10 protein-coding genes are annotated in these 17,453 nt (G+C 59.4%); all 10 read left to right on the forward strand.

The features are described from left to right. Position 1 precedes the first annotated feature (1 nt). The 10 genes from CA85_RS21710 to CA85_RS21755 all read left to right on the forward strand — a co-directional run bounded on the left by CA85_RS21710 (position 2) and on the right by CA85_RS21755 (position 16,740). On the forward strand, positions 2–946 hold the full coding sequence (locus tag CA85_RS21710; protein WP_146393457.1) for a DUF58 domain-containing protein: 945 nt from the start codon (positions 2–4) through the stop codon (positions 944–946). Beyond that, positions 943–3,051, forward strand: a complete 2,109-nt coding sequence (locus CA85_RS21715; protein ID WP_146393458.1) for a BatA domain-containing protein — start codon at positions 943–945, stop codon at positions 3,049–3,051. The genes CA85_RS21710 and CA85_RS21715 overlap by 4 nt, the downstream gene beginning before the upstream one ends. Then, entirely contained in the window at positions 3,048–5,324 is a 2,277-nt protein-coding gene (locus CA85_RS21720) for a hypothetical protein (protein ID WP_146393459.1), read from the forward strand. The genes CA85_RS21715 and CA85_RS21720 overlap by 4 nt, the downstream gene beginning before the upstream one ends. Further along, on the forward strand, positions 5,321–8,656 hold the full coding sequence (locus CA85_RS21725; protein WP_246113060.1) for a hypothetical protein: 3,336 nt from the start codon (positions 5,321–5,323) through the stop codon (positions 8,654–8,656). Before CA85_RS21720 ends, CA85_RS21725 begins: the two co-directional genes overlap by 4 nt. Next, positions 8,653–9,516, forward strand: a complete 864-nt coding sequence (locus CA85_RS21730) for a hypothetical protein (RefSeq protein WP_186775118.1) — start codon at positions 8,653–8,655, stop codon at positions 9,514–9,516. The genes CA85_RS21725 and CA85_RS21730 overlap by 4 nt, the downstream gene beginning before the upstream one ends. Continuing rightward, complete coding sequence (locus CA85_RS21735) at positions 9,513–10,283, forward strand: hypothetical protein (protein WP_146393461.1); 771 nt, start codon at positions 9,513–9,515, stop codon at positions 10,281–10,283. Before CA85_RS21730 ends, CA85_RS21735 begins: the two co-directional genes overlap by 4 nt. A gap of 94 nt (positions 10,284–10,377) precedes the next feature. Beyond that, positions 10,378–11,361 (forward strand): prenyltransferase/squalene oxidase repeat-containing protein, encoded by a 984-nt coding sequence (locus CA85_RS21740; RefSeq protein WP_186775119.1) that lies wholly within the window; start codon positions 10,378–10,380, stop codon positions 11,359–11,361. Further along, positions 11,358–14,201 (forward strand): TlpA family protein disulfide reductase, encoded by a 2,844-nt coding sequence (locus CA85_RS21745; RefSeq protein WP_146393462.1) that lies wholly within the window; start codon positions 11,358–11,360, stop codon positions 14,199–14,201. Before CA85_RS21740 ends, CA85_RS21745 begins: the two co-directional genes overlap by 4 nt. Positions 14,202–14,636: 435 nt before the next feature. Then, on the forward strand, positions 14,637–15,764 hold the full coding sequence (gene lpxD / locus CA85_RS21750) for a UDP-3-O-(3-hydroxymyristoyl)glucosamine N-acyltransferase (protein WP_146393463.1): 1,128 nt from the start codon (positions 14,637–14,639) through the stop codon (positions 15,762–15,764). 13 nt (positions 15,765–15,777) lie between these two features. After that, positions 15,778–16,740: an LpxI family protein gene (locus CA85_RS21755; protein WP_246113061.1), complete on the forward strand. Its 963-nt coding sequence runs from the start codon at positions 15,778–15,780 to the stop codon at positions 16,738–16,740. The last annotated feature ends 713 nt before the right edge of the window (positions 16,741–17,453 follow it).

Here is a 17,453-nt window from a genome sequence, read left to right on the forward strand (position 1 = left end):
TATGTGGAACCAACAGCAGCCGCGTGACTTTCTCGATCCTGCTGTGTTGGCAGCGCTCGGAGGGATGCCGTTGATGGCTCGTCGCCCGATGCGAGGGTCGGTGTCAGGGATGCACACCAGTCCAACGCGTGGTTCGAGCGTGGAGTTCGCCCAGTATCGCAAGTACGTGCCGGGCGACGATCTGCGCCGTCTCGATTGGCGGGCCCACGGGCGTAGCGATCGCTACTACGTCAAGGAGTTCGAGGCCGATACGAATTTGCGCTGTTGTCTCGTCGTCGACACAAGTGGATCGATGGAGTTTGGCACGGTTGCGGAAAAGGCGAGCGATGCGGTGACGAAGAAGACGCTCACCAAACTGCAGTATGCACGGCGGTTGGCGGCCACGATCGGCTATCTCGCGGTCGGACAAGGCGACGCGGTGGGCCTTTCCTGCGTGGCCGGAGGGATCGTCAAGCATTTGCCAGCACTGCGGAATCCATCGCACTTGCGGGCCATCTTCGATATTCTCGAGGAGATTCGTGGTCAGGGTGAGACGCACCTCGTCGAAGTCTTGCACGAGCTCGCCGAAACGACGCGGCAGGGAGCGATGATCATTGTCATGTCGGACTTCTTCGTCGACCCCGATTTGCTGCGGGGTTGTTTCGAGCATATTCGATTCCGCAAACATGACCTATCGCTGTTTCACCTGCTCGATCCGATGGAGCTGAGTTTTTCATTTGGGCGGCCGACGCGATTTTTGGACATGGAGGGGGGAACCGCGATCTTTGCCGAACCGAGCGAGATCGCCGACCGCTATCATCAAGCTTTGCAGCAGTACCTCGAGAACATGCAGGAGATCGTCACGCAGACCGGGGTGGACTACCACCGGGTGAGCATGGATGAATCCTATCAAGATGTTTTGACGCGGTTCCTGACCCGGCGTGCGACAGCGAGGAAGGTGCGATGAGTTTTCTGCAGCCCTGGATGCTGGTGGCTCTGCCGTTGGCATTGATCCCGATCATCATCCATTTGATCAACCAACGTCGGTTTCAATCGACGCAGTGGGCCGCGATGATGTTTCTGTTATCGGCCAATCGAATGAATCGCGGTTATGCGAAGATTCGCCAATGGTTGATTCTGGCGCTGCGAGCACTCGTGATCGCAGCGTTGGTGTTTGCCATCGGTCGGCCGATCGCCAGTGGATTGTTGGGTGGTTCGGTCGCAGGATCGATCACGGGTCGCGGTCCTGCCAATACGATCGTGCTGTTGGATCGATCGCCATCGATGCAGGCCAGTAGCGATGGGACATCACGGACCAAGCTGGAGACCGGTGTTGCGGAGATCGCCGAGACCTTGCAAACAATCGGCACGCAGCGGTTGGTGTTGATTGAGAGCAATGCGGTGACGCCTCGTGAAGTCGCCTCACCGGCGGATCTACTGGAACTGCCCGAGGCGGGGCCGTCCGATGCGTCGGCGGACATCCCGGCGATGATGCTAGCTGCGTTGGACCATATCAATGCCAACCAACTCGGCCAGACCGAGATTTGGATCTGTTCAGACCTGCGCAGTCACGACTGGCGGGGGGATGACGGGCGTTGGTCATCGCTGCAGGATGCGTTTGCGGAATTTGGCCGGCGTGTCCGGTTTCGGTTGCTCGCCTTTGCGAAGCCCGCGATTGCGGGCAGCACCGTGACGGACAATCGATCGGTGCGCATGGACGACGCTCACCTCGAGAAATCGGACGATGACGCCGAATCGGAAGTGCTGATCTCGCTCAAAATCACTGCGGATGAGGAAGACGCTGAGGTCGCCGCGCAGAGCGTTCCCGTGACGCTCGATCTCGATCAATCGCGGAGTGTGGTCGACGTGGGTATGCGCGGCGGCGTGGGCCAGATCAGCGGGCATCGCGTGCCTCTCTCACGCGAGCAAACACAGGGTTACGGATCGGTAGCGATCCCAGCGGATTTCAATGCGGCGGACAATCGATACTACTTCACCTTCGATACACCGCCGCCCCAGCGGACGGTTGTGGTCAGCGACAACGAAGAGATCGGCCGCGTGTTGAAATTGGCCGCTGAGATTACGCCGGACGAGAATTTGCAGAGTGTGGCGGAAGTGGTTTCACCGCGCGACTTGGCCGGGATCTCTTGGGAAGACGTTTCTTTAGTACTGTGGCAGGCTGCATTGCCGAGTGGGCCAGACTCAGGCGGGCCAGACTCGAGTGGACCAGACTCGGGGGGCGATGCAGCGGCGATGTTGCAATCGTTCGTCGATCGCGGTGGCCGGGTGATCTTCTTTCCGCCCGAATCGAGCGGTGAGCTGGCGGCGTCGGCGGAACTCTTTGGGATGCAGTGGCAACAGTGGGAGGACGTCGAAGGCGAGCACGCGGTGAGTTCCTGGCGCGGTGATGCCGATCTGCTCGCGGCGACGATGGCGGGCAGTGGGTTACCGGTTGGAACGCTGCGGGTGAACCGCTCGGTAGGGATTGAGGGAGAGGCGACGGCGTTGGCGAAATTGGCCGATGGGTCGCCGCTATTGTCGCGAGTGCCCACTCCCCAGGGCGGCGTTTATTTTTGCAGTACCACACCGCTGGCCAAGGATTCCTCGTTGGCGGCCGATGGTGTCGTGTTGTACGTCATGATTCAGCGTGCCTTGGCCGCTGGGGCCTTGTCCTTGGGCAACACGTCCCAGGTCGATGCGGGTGCTGTTCCCGCGTCCGAAGCGGAGCGATGGCAGCGGTTGGCAGGTCGCGACTCGGCATTGTCGAGTGAAAACGCTTTCGTCGCCGGCGTTTTTCGCGATCGCGATAGCGGTCGGTTGATAGCGATCAATCGCAGTGCCGACGAAGATGCGATATCGACGCTCGGTGATGAGCAAGTCGAGGCTTTGTTTGGCGACTTGCCTTTCGTGCGCGTCGATCGGACGGCGGGCCGATCCAACTCGCTCGTCGAAGAGGTCTGGCGAGCGTTCTTGATCCTGATGCTGGTCGCGATGATTGGTGAGGCGTGTTTATGTTTGCCGCGATTGCGTCCGGCTGACGATTCGGCTGTGCGTGAGGGGGTCTCGGCATGATCCAAACCAACTCGATTTCATTTGCATGGACACCTGCCACCGCGACGATTGCCGTGTTCGCCGTAGTGGCGACGGCGGTGTTGGGGTTCATTGCTTGCCGGCGCAGTCGTTGGCGAGGTGCGACGGTGGCACTCGAAGGCCTGCGGTTAACGATGGTTTCGATCGCAGCCTTACTATTGGGAGGCCCTGAGTGGGTCGAGCAGTATCGTCCCGACGAGAAGCCCGTCGTGGCGGTGTTGTGGGATGAATCGGCGAGCATGCAGACACGCGATGCGTCGCTCAATGCGGAATCTCGCGGCGATGCGATCGCGCCGCTGACCGAGGCGAGCACGTGGCGGTCCCTGCAGGATCGCGCCGACGTGGTGATTGAGCCATTTGCCGAGACTCAAGCAGCGTCAGGTTCGGCCGTCAAAGTCAACACCATCTCCAGTGCAGAGGATGGTGCCGCCAGCGGCGGTGACGTGGGGGACGGCCAAACCGGCGACGATGAGGCGGGGACGGACTTGGCCAGCCCGTTGATCGATGCGGCCAAAAAACACGACAACCTGCTCGGCGTGGTATTGGCATCGGACGGTGATTGGAACCAGGGTTCGGCACCGGTCCAAGCCGCGACCCGGTTGCGGTCGCTGGGGATTCCGGTCTTTGCCTTCCCGGTTGGCAGCGACACGCGTTTGCCCGATGTGGAACTACTCAGTTTTGACGTGCCGACGTTTGCCATCGCGGGGAAGCGCGTGCGCATCCCGTTTTCAATCGAAAGTTCGCTGCCGCGCGATCATCAGGCGACCGTGACGATGAAAACCAACGAGGGCGAGACGATCGAGAAGGATGTGCGTGTCCAGGCGATGGGCCGGACCAATAGTTCGATCGATTGGCAGCCCGAGTCACTCGGTGAGACCTCCCTGACGCTTCAGGTATCGCCGACGACGGGCGAAGTTCGCGATGACAACAATGAGTTGACCGCACCGATTTCGATTCGTGAAGAGAAACTTCGCGTGCTCGTGGTCGAATCGGTGCCCCGCTGGGAGTACCGCTATCTGCGCAACGCGCTGTCGCGGGATCCTGGGGTGGATGTTTCGTGTTTGTTGTTCCATCCTGGCTTGGACAAGCACGGGGGCGGGAACGCCGACTACATTAGTGAGTTCCCGGCCACGAAAGCGGAGCTGTCGGAGTACGACGTGGTGTTCATCGGTGACGTTGGCATCGACGATGGACAGCTGACGATCGAACAATGTGAGTGGCTGCGGGGGCTGGTCGGGCAACAGGCCAGTGGGATTGTGTTCATGCCGGGTTGGCAGGGGCGTGAATTCAGTTTGCTCGACACTCCACTCGGTGAACTGATTCCCGTCGTGATGGACGATGCTCAGCCGCGTGGATGGGGATCGCGCACGGCGCAGCACTTTGAGTTGACCGAACTCGGCCGGCGAAGTTTGTTGACCAAGCTTGCTGACACCGCTGACGAGAACCTTGAGGTGTGGGGGAATCTGCCCGGTTTCCAGTGGTACGCGCCCGTCGTGCGAGCCAAACCGGGGACCGAGACGCTGTGTGTGCACCAGGAAACGAGCAACCAATTTGGGCGGCTGCCCCTGCTCGTGACACGCACCTTCGGTGGCGGCAAGGTGCTGTTCATGGGTACCGATGGGGCCTGGCGGTGGCGAAAGGGCGTCGAGGACCTCTATCACTACCGGTTCTGGGGCCAGGTTGTCCGCTGGATGGCGTATCGCCGCAGCATGACGTCGGGCGAGAACATGTATTTGTATCAATCACCCGAGCGGCCGCGGGTGCGGCAAACCGTGACGGTCAACGCCAACGTGATGGAATCCAATGGGGAACCGCTCAGCAAGGGCGACGTGACCCTGAGGATTGTCTCGCCAGCGGGCCAGATCGAAACGATTTCGATGGGATCGGTTGGCGAGGAGTGGGGGGCATTTTCCGGCCGGTTCACGCCGCAGGAGCACGGTATGCATGAGTTGACGCTGTTTTGCAAAGAGACCGGCGACACGTTGCAGACCAAACTGCTGATCCAGGGCACGTCGCGCGAACAGATCGGCAAACCGGCTCGACCGGAGGTTTTGGAAGAGATCGCCCGTGTCACGCGAGGGCAAATTTTGACCGTTGACCGGGTCGAGGACGTGGTACAATGGCTCGCTGCGATGCCCGATCCTCCGCCCTCGGTGCGGCGCGTCGCGTTGTGGAGTCATCCGGTTGTGGTCGGATTATTCGTCGCCCTATTGGCGCTATTTTGGATCGCACGCAAGGGAGTTGGATTGATATGAGTGATGTCACGAATTCGTCCGTGGACCCGAAACCGGCGACTTCGCCGCCGCCGAGCCTATCATCGCCGCACCACGGTTCGCTGCGAGTCCCCGATTCGCTGCAGCAGCAATTGCTCGCCTACCGCAGTCATGTGTGGCGGATCAAGCTGGTCGAAGCGGTTGCGATCGCGGTCTTTGGGATCGCTGCGGCGTTCTTAGTTGTCTACGGATGGGACCGCTTGGCCGACACGCCTCGAGCGATCCGGACGGGGCTGCTCATCGCGGCGGTGGCGTTGATGGCGATCGTGCCTTGGTTTCTCTATCGCTGGGTATGGCGAAACCGCGGGCTCGAACCGCTCGCCCGACTGCTCAGCGGCGAGTTGCCGGCGGTCGGGGATCAATTGCTCGGTGTCATCGAACTGACCCACAGCGATAGTGAGCAAGCTCGTTCGCCAGCCCTCTGTCAGGCGGCGATGAACCAAGTTGCGGAGGACGCTGCAGGCCGCGATCTGACTCAGGCGGCGCCACGATCGCGTTATCGCACCTGGGGTGTTGCTGCCGCGGTGGTTGTCTTGGCCGGGATCACCTTGGCAGCGATTTACCCCGCCGCCTCGGCGAACGCCATGTCACGGTTGACCATGCCGTGGAAAGATACCCCGCGCTACACTTTCACTCGCATCGAGCCGCTCCCGAACCAATTGGTGTTGCCGCATGGCGAAGCCACAACGCTACCGATCGCCCTCGCGGCGGCGACGCGTTGGCAGCCGTCAACGGCGACGTTGCAGATCGGTGACCAACCGATCACCCAAGCAGAATTGAAGGACGGGCAGTATCACTTCAATCTGCCACCGCAAATCACCCCGGACCAGCTGACGCTGCATGTCGGCGACGTGACGCAGAGCGTGACGGTTGAGCCAACGCTGCGCCCCGAGCTCGCCTCCGTGATGGCAGCGGTTCGGCTGCCGGAGTATTTGGGCCAGAACGACGTTCGCAACGTCGATTCGCGAGGTGGAAGTGTGACGATGGTGCGCGGCAGCCAAGCGGTGTTCACCGCGACGATCAATCGCGATTTGGACTCGGGACAAATCAATGACCAACAGCGTCAGGTCGCCGGTGCGACGCTGGCCAGTGACAGCGTTGCGATCGACGATGTCTCGTCGCTGAAATTCAAGTGGCAGGATCAATTGGGACTCGCCGGGCGGGAGCCATTCGAGTTGACTGTCAACGCTGTCGATGATGAAGCCCCCACGCTGATCTGTGACGGATTGCCTCGGCAAGCCGTCGTGCTCGATAGCGAAACGATCAAGTTCACGGCTCGCGCCAATGATGATTTTGGGATTCGCCGGATCGGTTTGATGTGGCGAGGTCTCGATGTCGGCGCGGTCGAGCATCCGGCCTCGGGAGAGAAACCACTCGCTGCAGGCGATTTTGAAACACCTGAGGTCGAAGCGTTGGGGACGTTCTGCGCCACGACACTCGGAATCGAACCGCAGCCGATCGAAGTATTTGTCTGGGCGGAAGATTTCCTGCCCGGGCGAAAACGGATCTATTCGCCGCCCCACGTGCTCTACGTGTTGACGCCGGACCAGCACGCGATTTGGATGACTGAACAGCTCAGTAAATGGCATCGCCAGGCTCTCGATGTGCGTGATCGTGAGCGGCAGCTCTATGAGAAGAACAAAGAGCTGCGAGAGCTGTCATCCGAGGAACTCGACACGGCCGAGAATCGCCGCGCCATCGAACGGCAAGCCTCTGCGGAAACGTCCAATGGCAGGCGGCTCGATCGGCTCGGCAAACTCGGTGACGATCTCGTCCTCGCCGCTTCCCGCAATCCCGAGATCGGCGTGGGACACTTGGAACGCTGGGCCGAAATGCTGCAGGTCTTGAACGATCTGTCGCAGAACCGCATGCCCTCGGTCGCCGATCTACTCAACAACGCCGCCGAGCAGCCGAGCCAAGTCGCCGCTGCGCCGGCGCAGGCGAAACCGAACAGCGTCTCCGGTCCCAAGGCGGGCCAGAACCGAGCCGGCGGCGGTGGCAAAGGCAGCAAACCGTTCGAAGGCAAAACACCTCCGCTACGAAATGCTCCCTCGCTCGTGGACATGGAGTCCTCGGCCAACTCGCCCGATGAAGGCGGTGGCGAACCCGGACCCGCTAAGAAACCGAGCAGCCCGTCGCTGCGGTTGCCCGTCACGACCGTGATGGGCAAGAGCCAACCGAACAAGGACGAGCCGCCCCAGAACCAACAGGATTCCATGGACAAGGCAGTCGAGGAGCAAGCCGATGTGCTGGCCGAGTTCGATCGGCTCGCTGACGAACTCAATGCGGTGCTGGCTAATCTCGAAGGCAGCACGCTCGTCAAACGACTCAAGGCAGAATCACGTCAACAGAACGTCGTTGCCGGTCGCTTGACCGAGCAATTGCAGCCCGCCTTTGGCGTCAGCCGTCCCAAGATCGACGTCCCCGTGCGCGAGGAACTGGATAAATTGACAGAGACCGAAGCGACCAGTGCGACGAATGTCTCTTACATCATGGATGATTTGGCTGCGTACTTTCAACGTCGCCGCTTCATGCGTTTCAAGGCAACGCTCGATGAGATGAAACAGGCTGACGTGATCGGCGGCCTGCGAGAGCTGTCCAGTGAGATCACCAAGAAACAGGGGCTCTCGGTTGCCCAGGCGGAGTATTGGTCCGACGCGATGGATCGGTGGGCAGAGAATCTCGTCGATCCCGCCTGCAGCGGTTCCTGCCCGGGCGGCAAGTCGCCTGAGAGTTTGCCGCCGTCGATCGTGTTGGAGGTCCTGCAGATTCTCGAGGCCGAGGTGAACCTCCGCGAAGAAACCCGTGTGGCCGAACAAGCCAAACCAGCGATGGAGGAGAAAGATCGCGCCGAGAGCGTTGACACGCTCGCCACCACCCAAGCCGAGGTTGATGAGCGCGTGGTCAAGGTGATCGCCAGAATCGAGGAGTTGCCAGACGCTCACAAACACTTTGGCAAGGAACTCAATATGCTCGCGGCCGTCGACCGTGTGATGGCCGAGGCGGCGGGCATTTTGCAGGATGGTGATACCGGGGCGATGGCGATTGCAGCGGAAACCGAAGCGATCGAGTTGTTGCTGCGATCCAAACGGATCAACCCCAAGGGCGGTGGCGGTGGTGGCTCCTCGCCCGGTGGCGGAGGAAGTGGCAATACCACCGATTCTGCCTTGGCTTTGGTCGGCAAGGGCCGCAACGTCAAGGAGGTTCGTGAGAACCGCGACGTTGGCCAGACGACTGGTGAGAGCGGGGCGGTCTTGCCTGAAGAATTCCGCCGTGGTTTGGATCTGTATTTCAATCGGATCGGAGGATCGTGATGTTGCAACGAGGTTTCGCACTTGCAAGAGTTGTTCAACGACGACCGAATTGGATCGTCGCCGAGCGTGCGCAGCCCTTTGCCCTACTCGCAATTGGGTGGGTGTTGTGCTTCGCCCTACCCGGCGTCGGCGCCGCCCAGGACGATGAGGGTGAAGACCAAGAGGTGGAAGAGGTCGTCGTGATGCACGCGATCGCAATCGCGCCAGCAGGCCAGGCTCCTGATAAGGACGCGCCACCGGAGTTTCTCAAATCCCTCGTCAACGCAGAGATCTCGTTCATCAAACGGGTCTGCGAGCCAACGGATGATCAGATGAAAGAGATCATTGCTGCGGCCACACAGGCATACCAAGCCACCGGCGATATCGTCCGCGAGCCCAATCAGCAATTCTTCGCAGCCAATGCGGTGCGAATGATGGGACCGGGCAATGAACAGCTCAACGAGAACCCCTATGACCGCATCCGCAGCGATGCAGCAAAATACTTAAAGCCCATCATATCCAAAGAGCAGTACGCTCGATACGAAACCGAGTCTCAGCAGCGGTCCGATTTTGAGCGAGCAGCCGTTGTGGGAATCATCGTCGGATTGGTCGACGATAAAATCCCCATGACCGATCCACAGCGGGAACAGATGGCTGAGATGTTGATGCAGGATGTGGACCACCGCGGATACGATTTACAGTCGATCCAGGTCTATCTGAACAACTCTCAGTACTTGCCTAGGTTGCCTGGCGAGGTGGTTCGCGAGGTCTTTAACGAGAAACAGGCTGAGGCGTGGAACTCTCAAAATTCAAACGTCTCCTTTGCCGCCCGTTTTAATGCGGACCAGCAAATGTCGATCGATGAGGAGTGGATCGAGTGAAACAATTTGTAATGGCATGGTGTTGCCTTCTCGCCTCGGCGACGACCGCACCGGCTCAAAATTTTCAGATTGATATCAATCAGTTTGATAGCTGGATCTTTTCCGGAATGGGCGACGCCAAGCTGGCGCGGGAAAAACTGGCAGATCGCGCTGAGATGGAGATCGATCGAATCGGTTTCTCCACCTCGCTACTTGACTCACAGATTGCCAAACTTCGCTTTGCCGCGAAAGGCGATATCAAGCGGTTCTATGATGATGTCGAAGAAGCGCATCGCCAGTTCCACACCATGCAGGAGGCAGGTAAAATCGGCCAGGAAAACATCAACGACGTCTATCAGCTTGCCTCGCCGCTGGCCCAGCGTCTCAATGCGGGCATCTTTGACGAGGAATCGTTGCTGAAGAAAGTCGCTCGCGTTTGTGTCGTGGGTGAGCAAGCCGAGCGGTTGCGGGCGCGACAAAAGCGGCAAATCAAGTTGCAAAGCGATGCCGCCATCACTCTTTTTGTTGCGACTTTGGGGAGGCGACTTCCGATGACGCAGGTTCAACGAGAAACGCTGATGGAGATAGCGATGACGAATATCACGCTGCCAGACCCTACCCACCAGTATGCCCAGTATTTGCTGATGTATGAACTGAGTGAGTTGCCGCAAGGCAAACTGAAGGAGATCTTCGATGAGACGCAGTATCAAACGCTCAAAAAGGTCTATACCCAGGGCCTCGGGATGAAAGCCAACCTGAAACGAATGGGGATGTTGGATGATGAGTGATTCCACGCTCCGTTTCAAAGTCGTTCGGGTATTTGTTCTTAGCGGACTGTTGTCTGTTTCTGCGGTGACGCACGCTCAATACCCCACCGCGCAGATGGGTGAGGCCGTGCCCCGGGATGTGCGGGAAGTCTACGAGAAGGGGTTGCAGTTCCTAGTCGAGACGCAGAGTGACGAGGGTGATTGGCGGGGCGGCCAGAGCGGTCCGGCGGTCACGGGATTGGCGGTGCTGGCGTTCTTGGCATCTGGCGAAGATCCTAATTTCGGAATCTATAGTGGCAACATTCGCCGTGGGTTGCTGAGTATTCTCCGGAGTCAGGATGCAGCGACGGGGATTTATGGTGGCTCCATGGGGCACACGAGCATGTACCACCATGGCTTCGCAATGTTGGCGATTGCCGAATCCTACGGCGCCGTCGACGATTCCGATCTCTGGCGTGGCAGCGGACAGAGTTCCGGCGAGGTCCGCAGCGAGCTGACGCTGGGCAGGTCGCTCGAACTCGCCGTGCGAGGCGCGGTCACGTCGCAGAAGAAAAATCGCTTTGGCGGCTGGCGTTATGGACCCGATGCGACCGACGCGGATACCTCCGTCAGTGGCGCGGTGATGGTTGGGTTGCTCGCCGCCCGGAACGCTGGCATCGAGGTGCCCGATGAAGCAATTGATCGCGGCGTGGCGTACTTCAAATCGATGACCAGCCCATCGGGTCAGGTCGCCTATGCCGGGGTCGGCGGATTTGATGATTCGATCCCACGGATTTCGATCGGGACGCTCGTCTACGCGATCGCTCGCCGCAAGGACATGGCCGAGTTCAAAGCCACGTTGGGGTCGCTAACGAGCCGATTGGAACAGCCATCCAGCAGTAGCTATCTTCGCTACGGACAGTACTACCAAGCTCAAGCGTTGTTTCAGGGGGACGTCGAAGCCTGGAAGAAATGGAATGAGCAACTGATCCGCGAACTCAAAGCCGACCAGGGAGTCGACGGTGGTTTTTCCGGCGGATTAGGCAACTCGGTTGACACCTCCTTGTCCCTGCTCGCCATGGCCCTCAATTTCCGCTTCTTGCCGATTTATGAACGATGAAACAAGGCATCCTGTTTGCAGTTCTGTGCGTCATTCTTGGCGGCGTATCTACGCAAGCGGCGGAGGTGAACCGACTCGGTTTGTTACGTCTCGCCGGTGGCGACTACATGCCGGGCAGATTGGCTGATTCCCAATCCGACCCGGAGGGTGATGACAGCTCCCGACGATTGGCGTGGCAGCATCCCGACTTTGCGGCCCCGTTTGAGTTTGATCTCAGCGCCGTCATCGCTGCGTCTTTTCCACCGCCTCAGCCTTCTCAGCCTGCACCGGGCGAGTTCGCGATTGAGATGACGCAGGGTGATCGCCTCTTCGGAGATATACTCGATGTGGATGCCGAGTCGATTCGAGTCGGAACGAAGTCCTACGGTGAGGTGTCGATCGAGCGAGCCGCCGTCCGGCGTATCACACGGTGGGACGATGGTGGATCGGTACTGTTTTCGGGCCCGGGTCCCGTGTTGGATTGGCAAGTGCGTCCGGCGCTCAACGCTTGGCATTCCGGAGGCAGCCAGCTGCATACGGATATGGTGGGCGCGACGGCTTTCCGCGATCTCGACCTACCCGACTCGGTGCAGATCGAAGTGGAATTGACGTGGGAAGGCGAACCCAATTTTGCACTCGCGATCGGCGTCGACGCCAAGAACTCAGAATACGGTGCGATGAGTGCATTCCGTATCGAGGTCTGGGATGATGAAATTGCATTGGTCCGAGAGCTCGATGAGGTTGCCAACTGTGTACCACTTGCCAAGTGGAAGGATCTCAACGGGCAGTTGCGTTTGACTCTCGAGATCGATCAGAACGCAGGCCGAATTGTGGCGCTGTCTCCCCACGACCAGATGCTCGGCGAATTTGTCATGGGAGGCGAGGGGTACCCGGGCGTCCGTCCAGGAATTCGATTGACCAATATCAACGGCAACGTGAGTTTGGAGTCGCTTTGCGTGAAGCAGATCTCCGGCCGGACCGATCGCGAACGAGCCGAAGGTCACGATCTCGTTGTCCTCGATGACGAAACGTCTCACAGTGGTCAGTGGACCGGCGTCGTTGATGGAGCATGGGTGTTGACCGAGGGGGACTCGCAGCGATCGCTCGATCCTCAATCCATCCGATCGATTGAGCTGCAGCCACAGGAAGGCACACGGGATCGAGACACTGCGGAAGATTCTGGATCCACCTCCGAGACGCCAGACGACGGGAACGATCAGCGGCCCCTGACGGCTCAGGTTGTCACCCACGGTGGCGTTCGTCTCAGCGGTGAGATGGAATCGTCCAACGAGGGGCGGTTGACGTTGCGCAACGATCTCATGGACCATCCCATTGCGATCGACCATGCCACCATCAGCCGGATCTCGGTCGCCAACCCACGGCCGCCGAAAACGGAATCGTTCAACTTCATTCTCGGCCGGTTGGAGTTCCCCGACGGAAAGATGAGCGGTCTATTGGTGGATACCGAGAGCGAATCGGATCCGACGCCTCTGCGTTTCGCCCCACGGCACGCCTCCGCGGTCAATTTCAAGTCAACCTTCACCGGTCGGATGGTGTATCGAGAGTCGCCTCCGCCTGAGACTGCGAAACAAAGGCACGCCCGCGAGCAGCGTGAAGCTGCGGTCAGACGAGCGAATCAGCGAAAGCAGAATCAAGGAGGACTCTTGAACATTCTCGCCCGCGCCTTCGGTAATAACGCTGAAAACCAACAACGTGACGCATCACCGCGTTCGATGCATCTACGCTCGGGTGAGATTATCCCCTGCGAGGTGACTTCGATCGACGAACGTGGCGTCGTGTTTACGTCTGATGTGACCGAGCGCACCCGGTTGCCGCTGGATCAGATTCGAGCGGTTGCGTTCACTGCCGGGTGTCGGGATCCCGAAATTGAAGCGGTTCGTCGTGAGCGATTGCTGACCGTGCCGCGTGTGCGGAAGAAAAACCCACCGACCCATCTGATTGTTGCGGTCAATGATGATGTCATGCGGGGTCGGCTGGTACGCGTGACTCAAGACACGGTCGAAGTCGAGACGCGGCTCGACACGATCCCGATCGACCGCGCGGTGGTGGCCCAAATCATCTGGCTCGATGATCACAGCGATGAGGACGCGGCGGACTTAGTGGACGAAGAGCAAAACGATGAGTTAGCAGTTCGGGCACTCCTGCGAAACGGCAATCGGATGTCGCTCTGGGCGGGTCGCATGGAGGACAGCGTCTTGATCGGGCAGCATCCCTTGCTCGGCGAATCACGGATCAAATTAGGCGATGTCGACGAGTTGTTGATTGGTGTCGATATCAACGAGGCTGATCAGAACCAACCCTATGGTGATTGGCTGTTACAGGATGCTCCCGAGCCTATCGTGCCCGAAGATGGCGCCGGCGGGACGGCTGCGATGTCGCCATTGGTCGGTACGGAGGCCCCCGATTTCTCATTGGATCTGCTGACCGGAGGAACCTTCACGATCTCTGCCGCTCGCGGGCAGGTGCTCGTGTTGGATTTCTGGGCGACATGGTGTGGTCCTTGCTTGCAGGCGATGCCGGTCATTGAAGAGGCCGTTTCGCAGTTCGATGCCGATGACGTGCGATTGGTGGCTGTCAACCTGCAGGAGACAGCCGAGCCTATTCATGAAATGCTGGATCGATTGCAGATTTCACCGGAGGTTGCGTTGGATATCGACGGGGTTGCCGCCGCCCGCTACCAGGCCGATGCCATCCCCCAGACTGTCGTGATTGATCGTGAAGGCAAAGTGACTCACGTGTTCGTTGGCGGTGGACCGAAGCTAGGCGAGCAGCTGCGAGCCGCCATTTCTGAGACGCTCGGCGAAGACCAAGTCGACGCGCCGCAACAGAAAGCTCCTTGAGAACAAGTAGCGTAGTGGACGAGGCGACGAGTCCTTTCTCCTTTTCTCCCTGCTCGTGCGGTCGGATTTTAGGGACTCGCCGCCTCCTGTTGATTGCCCACAAGTCTTCGTACGCCGAAGGCGGTTTAGCAAATAGCCGGTGGTTTGAGCGCAAGCGAGCACCACCGGAAACTCCGCGAAACACGCGTGCCAACCCCGGATGGGGTTGAAGATCATTCACGACGAGGTCTGCGACCCACTTCGGGGTCGACGCTCCATCTTCGACGAACAACCGTAGGTGGCGCTGCGCTGACTTACGGCTATTTTCTATCATCCCTCTCGGAGTGCAGAGGCGAAAAAAATCCTGGAATCGCTGTTGCTCTGACGCCAGCTCAATTGATAGACGACAAGGGTGACTTCTTTCCCCCGAAATCGTATGCCAGGACACCTGATCCTATGACCACGATGATCGATCGACACTTCTCGGCGACGTCCGATCCGTTGTCCCTACCGCAGTTGACTGAAATGACTGGCGGGCAATTGCTGCCGCTGCTGGGTGACGGACGATCCCAGGAGCGGGACACCGTCGGTGGTGCTGCGCCTCCGGCCGAGGCGTTAGCCAGCGATGTTACGTTGGTGGACCGCCGCGAGCATGTCGGTGCGCTCGAAGGCTGCCACGCGATCGCTGTGATTACGCCCGAGGAGCTTGCCGCCGAAACGCTCGCTGGCGCAGGGCCACGATGGCAGATCGTGGTTGCCGATCCCCATGCGGCTTTCACGCAGATCATTCGCTATTTCCGTCCACCGGTGGATCAAGATGTCCCCGGAGCTGGGATCGATTCGACTGCCCAGATTCATCCGTCGGCCCAGGTCAGCGACGCGGCTTGCATTGGCGCAGGCGTTGTGATCGGTCCAGACTGCAAGATTCACGCGGGCGTGAGTATCGCCGCGGGATGCGAGATCGGCCCCGAATGTGTGTTGTATCCCAACGTCACCTTGTATTCCTATTCGCGGCTGGGCGCACGGGTCGTCATTCACGCTGGCTCGACCCTTGGCGCTCATGGTTTCGGATATCGCAACGTCGATGGGAAGCACATTCCCACCGCTCAACTCGGTTTCGTACAGATCGACGATGACGTCGAACTCGGCGCCTCGGTCACAATCGACCGGGGGACGTACGGAGCGACGAGGATTGGTGAAGGCACCAAGATCGACAACCAAGTCATGATCGGACACAACTGCCGCATCGGCAAGCACAATCTATTGTGCAGCCAGGTCGGCATCGCCGGCAGCTGCACGACGGGCGACTACGTCGTTCTGGCGGGCCAGGTCGGCTTGAAAGACCACATTGAACTGGGCGATGGCGTCATCGTCGGTGCGCAAGCTGGCGTGATGGACAGTCTCCAAAGCGGGGTGCACATCGGCTCACCGGCGACACCGCAGAGCGACCAGATGCGAGTCTTTGCCGTCCAACGCAAGCTGCCTGAGATGCGGCGAGATATCAAGCACCTGCAGCGGGAAGTCAAAACGTTGATCTCGATCCACGGCAGCGAGTCCAACGACTCGTCGTCGAAAGCGGCTTGAGGCGATGTCGATCATGCTTTCCGCCACGCACGCGCCCCCGGGACGGCCTGCCGGTCTCGGTGTTCCCGTGGAAGACCGCGTCCAGCATGATCTCGATGTCGCCTTGGCTCCGGGCGAACCGGTGGGACTGATTGCTGGATGGGGGCGGTTCCCCATTTCAGTCGCGGCCCGGCTACGCGAGGGCGGCCACCCGGTGGTCTGCGTGGCGATCACAGGGCACGCTGGGGAGGAATTGGAAGACGCATGCGATCACGTGCTCTGGTCGGGGGTAGGACGTTTCGGCCGGCATCTCAAATTCTTCAAAAAGCAGAATGTCGCGAAAGTGACGATGGCTGGCAAGCTTTTTAAGTCGGACCTGCTTTACAGCGGCTCCGTGTGGCTGCGCCACTTTCCAGATCTTGTCTGCCTGAAAACATTCGGCCCACTCCTGCTCGGACGTGGCCGTGATGCTCGCGATGATCGTTTGCTGACGGCGGTGATCGATACCTACCATCGCCACGACCTCGAAATCTGTTCCGCCACTCGCCTCGCTCCGGAGTTACTCGTGAAGGCAGGACAACTGACCCGCAGAAAACTATCGGACAGCTCTCAACGCGATGCGGAGTTGGGATGGTCCATTGCCAAAACAATGGGCGGACTCGACATCGGCCAGGCCGTGACGGTCAAAGATGCCACGGTGATCGCGGTCGAGGCCATCGAGGGAACTGACGCGTGCATTCGCCGCAGTGGTGAATTGTGCCAACGTGGTGGCTGGACGCTGGTCAAGGTGAGCAAGCCGAACCAAGACATGCGGTTTGATGTACCCACGATCGGTACCCAAACCGTGCAGAACGTCGCTGATGCAGGTGGCGTTGCGATCGTCGTCGAAGCAGACCGGACCATTTTGCTCGAACGAGATGAGACGATCGCGCTGGCCGACCGGTTAGGGATCGCGATTGTCGCCCGGACGCCGCCCGCGAGTGGTCTCGCTGAGTGAGCGTCGCCCCGCGGGCTCGTTGACTTGACAGTAGGCAAATCCCCCGGCTCGCGGAACTTCTGTGTTCCAGCGGGTTTTGAGTCTCTGTCGCAAGTGCTACTAAGCAACGCACGATCAATTTCTGTCGTAGTGGACGAGGCGACGAGTCCTGCGGCTTTGGACTCGTCGCCTCGTCCACTACTAGAACCGACACTTATTCATCGTGTGTTGCTAAGCAGGTCCGGTGAAGTTTTTCGGGTTCATCCGACGGAAGCGTGCGCAGAGCACAGCGGGAGGTTTTTTGAGGCATGGCTCTAGCATCCAATGATCGTTCAAAAATGCGTCCCTGACGAACGAACGCTCGCCAGGGACCGACAACACCATTGGCGTACCGCTTTTGCAGGGAAACGCTGGCGACCGAGATATCCCTTGCCAAGCCAGCACCTCTGCAGAGCTCGGCTCCGTTTCTCCCGGCAGTGCCAGTCTAACATTGATAATCACATCCCACAAATAAATCCTTCGATACGGGAGCCATGCCTTGAAAACCTCGGGCGCACGCTTCCGTCGGATGAGCCGTTTTTCGTTGGAATGAGCCGATGGGGCTAGCCCTCTTTATCCTACACATCTTTTCGGGTAGATACACAGGCACATAAAGGATCTCAGTGTGCTCAGGGAGGGCTGCGGCGATGGAATGGATTGAATCGGAGTTCGCTTGGCTTGAATTAGGCGACCTG

It is taken from the genome of Allorhodopirellula solitaria (assembly GCF_007859855.1).
Lineage (GTDB): Bacteria > Planctomycetota > Planctomycetia > Pirellulales > Pirellulaceae > Rhodopirellula > Rhodopirellula solitaria.